This window comes from Shinella curvata, assembly GCF_022899935.1.
Classification (GTDB): Bacteria; Pseudomonadota; Alphaproteobacteria; order Rhizobiales; family Rhizobiaceae; genus Shinella; species Shinella curvata.
Map to the genome: position 1 here is coordinate 244,267 of NZ_JALJCJ010000002.1, position 12,864 is coordinate 257,130.

Genomic DNA, 12,864 nt, shown 5'->3' on the forward strand with positions numbered 1-12,864 from the left:
GGGGAAAGCTTTAGGTTGAGGAGGCCGGTCAACTCCCCAGATTTGGGGAGGCCGGTGGGCAGGACTGACGATCGCTTGCTATGTTTTTGTTAACGGACATGGCGCATCGTGAAGCGGTCTTCGGAGGCATAGTGCAAGTACGGGAAATCATTGATGAAGTCTGCTGATCATTCGGCGCTGGATGTTTCCCAGACTGACCTCCATGCCATGGCCTATACCGACCCCTTGACCGGGCTCGGCAATCTTTACCGCCTGCGTGACAAGGTTCGCCAGATCGCCAAGGAGCGTGAGGAGGACCCGGCTCCCTTCGCCATCGGCATTGCCAATCTCGACGGTTTCAAGCCCATCAACGATCTGTTCGGCCCGCGTGCCGGTGACGAAATCCTCTGCCAGGTCGCCCATCGCCTCAAGGCCTGCATTCCCGACGGCGCCACCGTCACGCGGCATGGCGGCGACGAGTTCGCCTTCGTGCTCCCGCTGGTCTTCGAGCGCAAGGGCGCGGAAAAGATCGGCCAGATGCTGCGCGAGGTGCTGTCCGCCCCCTTCGATCTCGGCGACCGCAACGTGCGCCTCTCGGCCTCCTTCGGTTTTGCCATCTATCCCTTCGCGGGCGAGGACTTCACGGAGCTGCTGAAGAGCGCCGATACCGCTCTCTACCGTTCCAAGCGCCGCGGCCGCGGCCAGATTACCGTCTATTCGCAGGAAATCGCCCAGGAGATGAAGCGCGCGACGCAGCTTGAACAGGCGCTGCGCAATGCCATCATCGCCAATGAAGTGGACGTGCATTTCCAGCCGATCGTCAGTCTGCGTGACGACACGGTTGTGGGTTTCGAGGCGCTTGCCCGCTGGTGCGATGCCGACCTCGGCTATGTCTCGCCAGCCACCTTCGTGCCGCTCGCCGAAGAGCGCGGCTTCATCGATGCCTTGTCTGATACGCTGCTGCGCAAGGCCGCCGAAACCGCTCTATCCTGGCCGAAGGAGCTGTTCCTCTCCTTCAACCTCTCCTCCGCCCAGCTGATGGATCCGAAGACGGCGTTCAACACGCTCGCCATCCTCAACCGCGTCGGGCTCGACCCGCGCCGGCTGGAGCTGGAGATCACCGAAACCGCCGTCATGACGGATGCCGATACGGCCCAGAAGATCGTTGGCGAACTGCGTGCGGCTGGTGTTCGTATCTCGCTCGACGATTTCGGCACCGGCCAGTCGAGCCTCGGACGCCTGCGCGACTTCACCTTCGACAAGGTGAAGATCGACCGCGCCTTCGTCTCGCGCATTTCCAACGACAAGGCCTCCGAACACATCATCAAGGCGATCGTCGCCATGTGCGAAGGCCTCGACCTTGCCGTCGTCGCCGAAGGCATCGAGGATTTTTCCGAAGCGCTGAAGCTCAAGGCACTCGGGTGCGGCATGGGGCAGGGCTATTTCTACGGCAAGCCTGCCGATGCCGTCACCACCATGCGGTATCTCGCCGACCGCTACGTGACGGTCGAAGGCCGCGCCGCCTCCGCCTGAGGCGTGCCTAAATATGTCACTTCCTTAAAATTGTATCTTTCGGTTTAGCGCGAACGCAAATACTCGCGGTTTAATCTCCCCATACGAAAAGACAATTGGGGGTAAACAGGGATGGCGACCATCAAGGACATGCCCGTCAGGGGCAACGATCGCTCCAGGGTTCGCATTTTTGCCGAGGTCCGCGTCATGCACCAGACCTCGCGCGCACGCGTCGTCGATCTCTCGCCGACCGGCATGGCCTTCGATCTCGAAAAGCCGCTTCAGGCCATGCCCGGTCAGCTGGTGACGGTCGAAAGCGAGGAGCTTGGCCGCCTCAGCGGCACGGTGCGCTGGTATTCCAACGGCCGGCTCGGCATCCAGTACAAGCTGTCGACCAATGCACTGGCGCAGATCACCTCCTATTTCCGCTTCTTCCACGAAGAGGTGAAGCCGGTCTTGAGACGGTAGACCTTACAAGGAGGCTTCGCGGCTCAACCGCCCTTCCTCCACCAGCCAGTCGCGCACGCGCCGCGCCGGTCCGTTGAGTTCGCGCGAGCGTGGCCAGACGACATAGAAGCCTTCGTCGAGTTCCAGCGAATGGCCGCCGACGGTGACGAGCGCCCCGGAGCGCACTTGCCCCTCGATAAGGTGACGCCAGCCCAGCGCCACACCTTCCCCTGCCAGCACCGCCTGGATCACAAGCACATAATCGTTGATCGCGAGCCGTCGCGCCTGCGCCGGATAACGCACACCGGCACTCGCGAACCAATCCGGCCAGTTCGAGGCCGCCCGCACCGGCTCTTCCAGATGGATGAGCGGCAGTTTCAGCAATTCCTCCGGCGTCTTGGGGTGCCCGCGGCTTTCCACGAAGGCGGGGCTTGCCACCGCCGTGATCACTTCTGGCGCCAGGAGCGCCGCGTGGTAGCGCGGCCATTTCGCCGGATCGCCGCCGCGGATGCCGAGCGGGATCGTCTCTTCGTCGAGATCGAGGTCGCGCACGCTGGTCTGGATCCTGAGGTCGATATCCGGCAGGTCGGCGCGCAGCTTGGCGAGCCGCGGCAGCATCCACATCGAGGCGAAGGCGGTCGAGGCCGAGAGCGTCACATTCGCCTCGCGGCCCTTCGCCCTGATGTCCTCGGCCGATTTCTGGATACGCGACAGGCCGAGGGTCACATCGGCATGGAAGCGCTCGCCGGCATCGGTCAGTTCGACGGCGCGGTGGATGCGGTGGAAGAGCGCGACGCCGAGCTGTTCCTCCAGATTGCGCACCGCATAGGAGACGGCCGCCTGCGTCATGCCGAGCTCATTGGCGGCGCGGGTGAAATTCTGGTGCCGCCCGGCGGCTTCGAAAATGATGAGGCTGGAGGCGGAAGGGAGCAGGCGGCGCAGGGTTTCCATAAATCAAGCTTATCGTGTCGAACAATTTTTTCCAGCGTTACAGCGCTGTTTTTCACGCTTAGCCTCACTTCCAATTATGGAGGTGATCATGGGTGTAGCAGCAACGATCGAAGCGCCGGCACGGCGGGGTAGGGGCACGCGGCGCGACAATGCCGCAAAGCCGCTGGGCGTGCCCTATATCGTGCGCGGGATCCCGACCTATGACGTGCTGTCGGAGGAAAACCTCCAGAAGGTCGAGCGTGCGGCGGACCGCATTCTCGCCGAAGTCGGCATCGAGTTCCGCGATGATCCGGCCGTCATCGAGCACTGGAAACGCGCCGGCGCCAAGGTGGATGGACTGCTGGTACGCTTCGAGCCCGGCATGCTGCGCGAGATCGTCTCCTCCGCGCCCGCCGAGTTCACCCAGCATGCCCGCAACCCCGCCAACAATGTGCAGATCGGCGGCAAGAACGTCGTCTTTTCGCCGGCCTATGGCTCGCCCTTCGTGATGGATCTCGACAAGGGCCGGCGCTACGGCACGCTCGAGGATTTCAGGAACTTCATCAAGCTCGCCCAGTCGAGCCCCTGGCTGCACCATTCCGGCGGCACGATCTGCGAGCCGGTCGATATTCCCGTCAACAAGCGCCACCTCGATATGGTCTACAGCCATATGAAATATTCCGACCGCGCCTTCATGGGCTCGATCACGGCGGAGGATCGCGCCGAGGATTCCATCGACATGGCGCGCATCCTGTTCGGCGCGGACTTCGTTGACAAGAACTGCGTCATTCTCGGCAATGTCAACGTCAACTCGCCGCTCGTCTGGGACGGCACCATGACCAAGTCGCTGCGCGCCTATGCCCGCGCCAATCAGGCGGCCGTCATCGTGCCCTTCATCCTCGGCGGCGCGATGGGACCGGTCACGAACGCCGGCGCGATCGCCCAGTCCTTCGCCGAAACGCTGGCCGGCTGCGCGCTGACCCAGCTGGAGCGCAAGGGCGCGCCGGTCATTTTCGGTAACTTCCTCTCCTCCATGTCGCTGCGCTCGGGCTCGCCGACCTTCGGCACGCCGGAGCCTGCCATCGGCTCCATGGTCATCGGCCAGCTCGCCCGTCGCCTGAACCTGCCGCTGCGCTGCGCCGGCAATTTCTCCAATTCGAAGCTGCCGGATGGGCAGGCCATGCAGGAAGGGTTGATGTCCATGCTGTCGGCCGTGCATTGCGGCGCGAATTTCATCCTGCATTCCGCCGGCTTCCTCGATGGCCTGCTCGCCATGTCCTACGAGAAGTTCGTGATGGATGCCGATCTCTGCGGCGCGCTGCATTCCTACCTCGCCGGCGTTGTCGTCGATGACAACACGCTGGCGATGGATGCCTTCCTCGAAGTCGGCCCCGGCAGCCACTTCCTTGGCTGCGACCACACGATGCGCAACTACCAGACGGCCTTCTGGGATTCGACACTCTCCGACAACGAGCCCTTCGAGAAGTGGAGCGAGGAGGGCGGCTCGACCGACATCGCGACCCGTGCCAACCGGCAATGGAAGAAGACGCTCGCCGAATACGAGGCACCGCCGCTCGACGTGGCGATCGACGATGCGCTGCGTGACTACATGGAGCGCAAGAAGGCCGCGATGGCTGACGCCTGGTATTGATGGCATGAAAAACCCGGTGGCGCAGGGAGCGCCACCGGGCTGGAGGTCAGAAAGCTGAGGCTTATTCAGCCGGCTGGGTCGTGGCCGGAGCCGTGCCCGTATCGGTCGTCGACGCGGTCGTCGAGGTATCGACCGGGGTATTGGCCTGGCGTTCGGCGACCTGCTGCGACTTGGTCTTGAATTCCGGTGCAGCCTGCAGGCTTTCAGCGGTTTCCGTGGTCGTCAGCTTGACGTCATCGGAATCCGGAACCTGCGTGATCGCGATCTTTTCGAACGGAACGGCGACCCACTTTTCACCGATGCCCAGGAAGCCGCCGACACCGATGATGGCTGCGTCAACGCCGCCGGTCTTGGCCATGATCAGGTCGGAGATCTTGCCGATGCTTTCATCGCTGCTGTTGTAGACAGACTGGCCGATATAGGTGTTGGCGCTGATCTGCTCGTCCGACTGCGCCGTCAGATAGTCGCCACCAGCGGCCGGAGCCTGGGCGGTGTCTTCCGTGGGCGTCGCCGGGGTCTGAGCCGTATCCTCGGTTGCCGTGCCGGTGGCCGGCGTCTGGGCCGTGTCTTCGGTCGGCGTCGTGGTCGGGTTTGCGGCGGTGTCGCCCGGTGTCGTGCCCGTGGCGTCGTCACCGGTCATGCCCGGCTGCTGCTCCATGGTCTGGGTCTGGTCGGTCGCGGGCTTGGTGGTGTCCTGCGCATAAGCTGCGGGAGCAAGGGCCGCACCGAGGAAAATCGCACTGGCGGCAACGGAAGTAAGAAGCTTTTTGGTCATTTGGAACCTGCCTTTTCGTCTCTCGTTGGCATCAAGGTGCGGCGGTGTTTGAAAGGCCGTCCGCACCCGCTGATGTCTAGAAAACGACGACACCCCGGTTTGGTTCCGATGAAAATTGCCTTCTTTTTGATCGGGCGATACTTAAGCTATGCATAAAAAATGGCTCCGGATCGGCAAATCCGGAGCCGCAGGCAGATGTTCAAACGATCGGACGATGTGTCAGATCGAGAATTTCGGCTCGAAGCGGCCTTTGACGGCAATGCCGAGTTCGAAGGTCTTGCCGGCATGGGGATCGGCAAGGCGGGCGGCTTCGTTCATGTCCGCCCAGGCGGATGTCACCAGCAGGCGGTCGGCCTTCGCGCCGATGAAGGCCGGGCAGCTGGACTGCGTGGCGGGCACGCTGTAGCGCGCGATCTTCGTGCCGTCGGGCTTGTAGACATCGACGGCGGCCTGGCCCCAGCAGGCGTTCCAGATGAGACCATCGGCATCGCAGACCGAACCGTCCACGTCACCCGGCTCGCCGCTTTGATCAGCGAAGACCTGAGGTTCGCCAACGGGAAGACCGGTTTTCGGATCGAGCGGCACGCGCATGATCTTGTTGACAGCAGAATCGACGAAATAGCCGGTCGCGCCATCCGGCGAGAAGCAGATGCCGTTGGGAATGGTGACGTCGGCAAACAGCTTCGTGATGGTCGTGCCGGCCACGTGATAGATCGCGCCGGAATGCTTTTGCGCAGTGCGGCCCATCGTGCTCGCCCAGAGCGCGCCGGAAGGATGCACGCGGCCGTCGTTCGAGCGGTTCTCGGCCTTATCCTCCAGCTTCGCGAAGGGGGCCAGCGTGCCGTCGGCGACGCTCCTGATGAACAGGCCCTGATCGGAAACGATGAGCTGGCGCCCAGCATCGATGACGGCGAGCACGCTGCCCAGGAAGGGCAGGTCGTGCACGGTCTTCTTCAAGGTGGCGAGATGCAATTCATGCAGCTTCTGCCCTTTGATGTCGAACCAGAACGCCGTGTCGGTCGCCGGATCGTAGGTCGGGCCTTCGCCGAGCTGGCAGTCGACCGCGTCGAGGATGCGGCCGGTGAAGGAATGGCTGTCGGTCATCGGCTGGCTCCATAAATGGCGTCATAGGCTTCGATCGTGATCTTGGCGCGCGCCCGTACCTCGTCGGCGCCTATGCCGATCTTGTAGAGGCTGGAGCCGAGGCCGAAGCTGCGGATGCCGATGGCGGCATAATCGCCGAAATTCTTTTCCGACACGCCGCCGACGGCTGCGATCTCAAGCTCTGCCGGCAGCACGGCGCGGATGGCCTGGATACCGGACGGGCCGAGCACGCTGGCGGGGAAGAATTTCAGGCCGGTCGCGCCGGCGCGCGCGGCGGCCAGCGCCTCGGTCGGCGTGAAGACGCCCGGCATCGTCACCATGCTCTTGGCGGCAGCCGTCGAGATGACGTCGGGCTCGACATTCGGGCTCACCATCAGCCTGCCGCCGACGGCGTCGAGTCTAAGCACGTCTTCCACCGTCAGCACGGTGCCGGCGCCGATCAGGCAACCTTCCGGCGCCATCTTCGCGGCGATCTCGATGGACTTGAACGGCTCGGGCGAGTTGAGCGGAATTTCGATGGCGGTAAAGCCGGTCTCGATCAGCGCGCCGACCACGGCTTCCGTCTCGCTCGGCTTCAGGCCGCGCAGGATGGCGATCAGCGGATATTTCATCGGGGGAAAGGGAATGCGGCTCATCTGTCTGCTTTCGTGGAAAGGAATTAGAGGGACCAGAGCGCTTTCGCGCCCGCGGCAAGGCCGTTTCGCACGGCGGTATCGGCATCGATGACGACGGGTGCAAGGCCCGCGGCGGCAAGCGCTTCACCATAGAGCGTGCCGAGTCCACCGGAAACGACCAGCGCGACGGGCGTACCCTCGGCGACGAGCGACAGCGCGCCAGCGATTTCCAGCCCGATCAGCGTGCCGGAGAGGCGGGCCTTCGCATCGTCGGGCATCAGGCCCGCGATCAGGGCGCCGGCCCGCACGGAAAACAGCTGGCTCGTCGCCAGCGCCGGTTTTTTCACCATGCGGCTGACGGCGGCGCGGAAGGCATCGCTGCCGCCGGAGACCGGGCCGGCCTCGGCAATCGAATGGCTGAGGATGGTGTTTTTCGCGATGGCGTCGAACAGCTCACCGGTCATGAAGGTCGAGAAACCCTCGACCCGGCCGCCCGAGAGACGCACCCATTTGCTGTGCGTGCCGGGCATGCAGACGAGGTGGTCGCCATCGCCGAGTTCAGCGGCGGCGCCGAGCAACTGCGTTTCCTCGCCGCGGATGACATCCGGTGCCGCCGGATCGCGCTGGGCAAGGCCGGGCAGGATGCGGATATCGGCCTCGACGCCAGGAATGCGCACGGCGGCGGCGGGAATATCGAGAAGGGCGGCGGGTGTGTCGAGATAACCGGCCTCGACCCAGCCCTGCTTGGCGCCGGCCATGCCGCAGATCAGGACGGACAGGCCAGCGGGTGCGTCGATGGCGGAGAGGTGGCTGTTCAGGACCTCCGCAAAGCCGGTGCGGGCTGCCGTCGTCATGCCTTCGCCGCTGCGGCGTTCGGCGAGCACGCCGCCATCCTTGCCGATGAGCCAGAGGCGGAAGCTGGAGGTTCCCCAGTCGACCGCGACGTAAGCGGGTTCAGTCATCAGAGCATGCCTCCATCGACAATCAATGTTTGTGCGGTGATGGCGGCGGATGCGTCCGACGCCAGGAAAAGACAGGGGCCGACGAGGTCGTCGGCGATGAGCGAGCGCTTGAGGCACTGCCGCGCGATGCCGCCGGCAATATCGGCCTCGTCGATCCACAGGCGCTTCTGGCGCTCCGTCAGCACCATGCCGGGCAGGATGGCGTTGACGCGAATGTTGTCCGGACCGAGCTTGCCGGCGAGGGATTTCGTCAGCCCCACAATGCCGGCCTTCGCCGCCGCGTAGCCGGGAAGCTCACCCATGTTGAGCAGGTAGGCGATGGAGGAGAAATTGACGATCGCCCCACCGCCGGCCTTCTGCATATGCGGTGCAACGGCTTGCGCGGCGAAGAAATGATGCCGGAGGTTGACCGACTGGTTCTCGTCCCAGTCGTTGGGCTCGACGGTCTCCAGATCATGCCGGTCGTCGCGCGCCGCGTTGTTGACGAGGACGCGCAGGCCGCCAAGCACATCCGCCACTTCGGCGATGGCCGCACGCAAGGCTGCGACGTCGCGCAAATCCACCCTTATATAGTGAGGCCGGTGCGCGACCTTGCCGTCGAGGTCGGTAACGAGCGCCCGGCTGTCCGACTCGGCGATGTCGAGGAAGGCGACGCGGGCGCCCTGCGCGGCAAAGCCGGCCACCAGGGCTGCCCCGATGCCCGAGCCGCCGCCGGTGATGAGCACGCCCTGTCCGACAAGGTCGGGATAACGGCCGGCCATGGTTTCCTCCAAATTGTTCCAATATCTGGAACATAGTTTGATTATTCGGAATTATTTCGCTAGCTTGATCGCAAGTCAAGACAGGCGAGGTGCGTCACGATGGAAAAGGAACGGGACGGCGAGGGCGGCACAGGAACGCTCGGCAAGGCCATGGCGATCCTCGAAACGGTGGCGCTGTCGGATCGACCATTGCGCTTCACCGATGTGCTCGCCGTCAGCGGCCAGCCGCGCGGCACGCTGCATCGCCAGCTTTCCCATCTCGTACAGGAGGGGCTCCTGGAGCTCCGCCCCGACCACGCCTATGTGCCGGGCCTGCGCCTGCTCAAGCTCGCCTCGGCAAGCTGGGCGCGCAACGAGGTCCGCGCCGTCGCCGCGCCCTTTCTGGAGGCGCTGCACCGGCAGACCGGCGAGACCGTGCATTTCGGCGTGCTGCGCGGCCGGGAGATCATCTATCTCGACAAGGTGGAAAGCCGCCAGGCGGTGCGCATGAATTCGCAGATCGGCAATGCCTCGCCCGCCTTCTGCACCGGCGTCGGCAAGGCGGCGCTGTCCACGCTCGATACTGCCGCGCTGGAGGCCGTCCTTGAGGGCATGGAATTCCGCCGCTTCACTCCGCACACCATCGCCGATCGGCCATCGTTCATCGCCGAACTCGACCGTATAAGGCAGAGCGGCATCGCTTTCGACCGGGAAGAGCACGAACCGGGCATCCGCTGCGTCGCCGCGCCGGTATTCGATGACAGCCGGTCGCTCGTCGCGGGCGTTTCAGTAACGGGCCCGGCCTACCGCGTCAGCGAGGAGCAGCTTTTGGAATGGGCGCCGCTGGTCAGGGATGCGGCTGGCGGCATCATGGGTGAACTGTCGGCGCGGCTCGGTCCGCAACGGTAAGTCGCATGGAGTTGGGCGCAAAATATCACATGGTTGTCTTGTGCCCCCATTTTACGGTAAATTAGAAAATCGCGCTGGACGTGAATGGGGGCCGCCATTAGCTTCCCTCTCGACCAGCTTGGAAGTTGCGTCGCCTGCCGCGGACTTGAGCGCGGTTTATCGAACATACTTGCATTGGGATACGGGGGTTCCTGAAGCAAGCAGTGCATTGTGTGGCATGTGTTGCCGCGCGGTCGCGTGCGTGCTGAAGGAAGATAGGACATGGCGGATCGATTCCATACGACATCTGCGCAATCCCAGACACGCTGGGGCCGTGGCCTACCGGCCATGGGCTCGCAGGGTGACATTACCGAGACGCTTGCCGGTCTCGCCAAGCGGTATGGCCTGCGCGGCTACCTGCTGATCAACGTCCCCTCGGAAACCTCGACCGATTTCTCCTCGAACGTGCTTTTGACGTCGTGGCCGGACGAGATGTTGAAGACCTATGACCATGCCGGTCTGATCTTCGGAAGCCCCGTCGTCGAGCGGCTGCGCCAGAGCACCAATCCCTTCGCCTACGATGCCGATGGTACGAACCGCCGCCGCCTCGACGGCAAAGCGGCGATTGCCACTTCCCTTTTCGAAAAGCACGGCATGACGCGCGGGGCGTATTTCCCGGCGCACAATTCCGCAGGCCTGCGCGGCGCACTGGCCTTCGGCGGCACGCGCGAGGCGCTCAATCCGCGGGAAATGGCAGAACTCAACGCCGTGGCCAACCACATCTTCGCCGAAATGGTCGAGATCAGGGCCGGTGCGGGACAGCACGCCCCCCTGTCGCGGCGCGAGATCGAGTGCCTGTCCTGGGCTTCGGCCGGCAAGACGAGCGTCGAGATGTCGGAAATCCTCGGCCTCTCCGAATATACGGTCAATCACTATCTGAACCGGGCGACGCGCAAGCTCGACGCGGTCAACCGGGTACAGGCGGTCGCCAAGGCGATCCGCGCCGGACTTTTGAACTGATGCATAAAAAAAACCTTGAGATTTTCTGGAATGCGTACGGTCCCGCTCCAAATGCCCAAGGCGACAAAAGAAATGCGGGGAACAATGACAACTGATGAAACGAGCGGCGGTGAAAACCAGCTCCAGGATGACGGCAGCGAGATCGCTGCCCTTGAGACCCAGTTCGACATCGTGCGCTACATGCGGCGCAAATGCGAACACTATGGTCTGAAATACTTTATCGTCTTCACGCTGCCGGGCTTCGAGGCGGAGAAGCTGTCGGCCTATTCCATCGTCAGCAACTGGCCACAGGAAATTCTCGCCAAATACGATGCGCTGCGCATGGTGCGCCACAGCGCCGGCATCCGCAAGCTGCGCCTGACGACGGTGCCCTTTTCCTACGACATGCGCGAATGGATCGGTGAATCCTCCGAGGCGACGGATTTTTCGGAATTGCTCGACCTGATGAACAATCACGGGATGCTGGTCGGCCATTTTTTTCCGGTGCACGATGCGCTCGGCAACCGTGGCGCCATTGTCTGGGGCGGCGACGATGCCGGGCTCGGCCGCGACGACCGGCTGATGCTGCAGATGATCTCCGTCCATCTCTTCAACCGTCTGGCCGAAATCGGCGCGGCGTGGAAGTCGGGCCAGGTTGTTCTCACCGAGCGCGAAATCCAGTGCCTCAGCTGGACGGCGGCGGGAAAGACGAGCCTGGAGATCGCCGAAATCCTCGGTCTCTCCGAGCACACCGTCAATCACTATCTCAACCAGGTCACCCGCAAGCTGGAAGCGGTCAACCGCACCCAGGCCGTGGTGAAGGCGATTCGCCGCGGGCTGATCGCCTAGCTTCCGTGACTTCCGGCAAAGATGCCGCTGCCCGCCGACCTTAAATTCGTTTGGCGGCTGCCTTTTCGTGCACTATCTACGAAGGCGGCGGGCTGATCCCGTGGCAGGTTGATGAGGATTTCATGGCGGACGTAAGCAAGGAACAGGTGCTGGAACGGTTGCGCACGGTGCGAGGCCCGGACATGGACGGCAACATCGTCGATCTCGGCATGGTTTCCGACGTCTTCATTTCCGACGGCAAGGCCTATTTTTCGATCACGGTACCGGCCGAGCGCGCCCGCGAACTCGACCCGATGCGTGCCGCCGCCGAGCGCGTCGTCAAGGAAATCCCCGGCATCAAGGCCGCCATGGTGGCGCTGACGGCCGACAAGCGCGCCGCGTCCGGCCCCGCCGCCGCGCGTGCGCCGGCTCCGCCGCCGCCGGGTCGCGGTGCCGCCGAACACAGCCATGCCGGCCACAATCACGCGGGGCACAATCATGCAGGCCACGCCCACGCCGCGCCCGGCCAGCCGCAGCAGCGCGCCAAATCCGGCATTCCCGGCGTCGGCGCGATCATCGCGGTGGCCTCCGGCAAGGGCGGCGTCGGTAAGTCGACGACCTCGGTCAACCTGGCGCTGGCGCTGAAGGCGAACGGCCTGCGCGTCGGCATTCTCGACGCCGATATTTACGGCCCCTCGATGCCGCGCCTCCTGAAGATCTCCGGCCGGCCGCAGCAGATCGAAGGCCGCATCATCAAGCCGATGGAAAATTACGGCATCAAGGTCATGTCGATGGGCTTCCTCGTCGATGAGGAGGTGGCAATGATCTGGCGCGGACCGATGATCCAGTCGGCGCTGATGCAGATGCTGCGCGAAGTCGCCTGGGGCGATCTCGACGTGCTCGTGGTCGATATGCCGCCCGGCACGGGCGATGCGCAGCTGACCATGGCCCAGCAGGTGCCGCTCGCCGGCGCCGTCATCGTCTCGACCCCGCAGGATCTCGCGCTCATCGATGCCCGCAAGGGCCTCAACATGTTCTCGAAGGTTGAGGTGCCCGTGCTCGGCATCGTCGAGAACATGAGTTATTTCATCGCGCCGGATACCGGCAACCGTTACGATATCTTCGGCCACGGCGGTGCGCGCAAGGAGGCCGAGCGGATCGGCGTGCCCTTCCTCGGCGAGGTGCCGCTGACCATGGACATTCGCGAAACCTCGGATGCCGGCACGCCCGTCGTCGTCTCCAATCCGGAGGGGGCTGCGGCCAAGACCTATCGCGCCATCGCCACCCGCGTCTGGCAGGAGCTGGAGGCGGTGCAGGGCAAGGGTACACGCGGCGCGCCCGCCATCGTCTTCGAATAGCGGCCCTTTCGCCCGCCGGCATGCCCGGGGCGGTGGCCTTGATTTTTATGTTGCGCCGCGCAATATGCGCGGCCGAC

At 63.9% G+C, this 12,864-nt stretch carries 13 protein-coding genes; 7 read left to right on the top strand and 6 right to left on the bottom strand.

Annotation, left to right across the window (positions count from 1 at the left end; genetic code table 11):
* Positions 1 to 153 precede the first annotated feature (153 nt).
* The gene (locus MUU55_RS07140) at positions 154 to 1,512 is read left to right on the top strand and encodes a putative bifunctional diguanylate cyclase/phosphodiesterase (RefSeq protein WP_244760094.1); all 1,359 of its coding nucleotides are present in this window, start codon (positions 154 to 156) and stop codon (positions 1,510 to 1,512) included.
* A 111-nt stretch (positions 1,513 to 1,623) separates the two neighbouring features.
* Positions 1,624 to 1,959 (top strand): PilZ domain-containing protein, encoded by a 336-nt coding sequence (locus MUU55_RS07145; RefSeq protein ID WP_244760095.1) that lies wholly within the window; start codon positions 1,624 to 1,626, stop codon positions 1,957 to 1,959.
* A gap of 3 nt (positions 1,960 to 1,962) precedes the next feature.
* Here MUU55_RS07145 and MUU55_RS07150 read toward each other — a convergent pair whose 3' ends face one another.
* Complete coding sequence (locus MUU55_RS07150) at positions 1,963 to 2,889, bottom strand: LysR substrate-binding domain-containing protein (RefSeq protein ID WP_244760096.1); 927 nt, start codon at positions 2,887 to 2,889, stop codon at positions 1,963 to 1,965.
* Positions 2,890 to 2,977: 88 nt separating this feature from the next.
* Here MUU55_RS07150 and MUU55_RS07155 point away from each other — a divergent pair, with 88 nt between their 5' ends.
* Entirely contained in the window at positions 2,978 to 4,519 is a 1,542-nt protein-coding gene (locus MUU55_RS07155; protein WP_425314152.1) for a trimethylamine methyltransferase family protein, read from the top strand.
* 61 nt (positions 4,520 to 4,580) lie between these two features.
* Here the strand turns inward: MUU55_RS07155 and MUU55_RS07160 are convergent, their stop codons facing one another.
* The 5 genes from MUU55_RS07160 to MUU55_RS07180 all read right to left on the bottom strand — a co-directional run bounded on the left by MUU55_RS07160 (position 4,581) and on the right by MUU55_RS07180 (position 8,735).
* Positions 4,581 to 5,294: a PRC-barrel domain-containing protein gene (locus MUU55_RS07160; protein ID WP_244760098.1), complete on the bottom strand. Its 714-nt coding sequence runs from the start codon at positions 5,292 to 5,294 to the stop codon at positions 4,581 to 4,583.
* Between the two features lie 219 nt (positions 5,295 to 5,513).
* On the bottom strand, positions 5,514 to 6,398 hold the full coding sequence (locus MUU55_RS07165; protein WP_244760099.1) for an SMP-30/gluconolactonase/LRE family protein: 885 nt from the start codon (positions 6,396 to 6,398) through the stop codon (positions 5,514 to 5,516).
* Positions 6,395 to 7,033 carry a 2-dehydro-3-deoxy-6-phosphogalactonate aldolase gene (locus MUU55_RS07170; protein ID WP_244760100.1) on the bottom strand — a complete coding sequence of 213 codons (639 nt, stop codon included), beginning with the start codon at positions 7,031 to 7,033 and terminating at the stop codon, positions 6,395 to 6,397. Before MUU55_RS07170 ends, MUU55_RS07165 begins: the two co-directional genes overlap by 4 nt.
* A 23-nt stretch (positions 7,034 to 7,056) precedes the next feature.
* Positions 7,057 to 7,974 (bottom strand): 2-dehydro-3-deoxygalactonokinase, encoded by a 918-nt coding sequence (locus MUU55_RS07175; protein WP_244760101.1) that lies wholly within the window; start codon positions 7,972 to 7,974, stop codon positions 7,057 to 7,059.
* Positions 7,974 to 8,735: an SDR family NAD(P)-dependent oxidoreductase gene (locus tag MUU55_RS07180; RefSeq protein ID WP_244760102.1), complete on the bottom strand. Its 762-nt coding sequence runs from the start codon at positions 8,733 to 8,735 to the stop codon at positions 7,974 to 7,976. Before MUU55_RS07180 ends, MUU55_RS07175 begins: the two co-directional genes overlap by 1 nt.
* 99 nt (positions 8,736 to 8,834) lie before the next feature.
* Between MUU55_RS07180 and MUU55_RS07185 the strand changes: the two genes are divergently transcribed.
* From MUU55_RS07185 to apbC, 4 genes are all read left to right on the top strand, one after another.
* A complete protein-coding gene (locus tag MUU55_RS07185) occupies positions 8,835 to 9,623 on the top strand; it encodes an IclR family transcriptional regulator (RefSeq protein ID WP_244760103.1) in 789 nt (262 codons plus the stop codon).
* A gap of 261 nt (positions 9,624 to 9,884) precedes the next feature.
* Complete coding sequence (locus MUU55_RS07190) at positions 9,885 to 10,622, top strand: helix-turn-helix transcriptional regulator (RefSeq protein ID WP_244760104.1); 738 nt, start codon at positions 9,885 to 9,887, stop codon at positions 10,620 to 10,622.
* Positions 10,623 to 10,706: 84 nt separating this feature from the next.
* Positions 10,707 to 11,450, top strand: a complete 744-nt coding sequence (locus MUU55_RS07195) for a helix-turn-helix transcriptional regulator (protein ID WP_244760105.1) — start codon at positions 10,707 to 10,709, stop codon at positions 11,448 to 11,450.
* A gap of 122 nt (positions 11,451 to 11,572) precedes the next feature.
* Positions 11,573 to 12,787 carry an iron-sulfur cluster carrier protein ApbC gene (gene apbC, locus MUU55_RS07200; RefSeq protein WP_244760106.1) on the top strand — a complete coding sequence of 405 codons (1,215 nt, stop codon included), beginning with the start codon at positions 11,573 to 11,575 and terminating at the stop codon, positions 12,785 to 12,787.
* Positions 12,788 to 12,864: the final 77 nt, after the last annotated feature.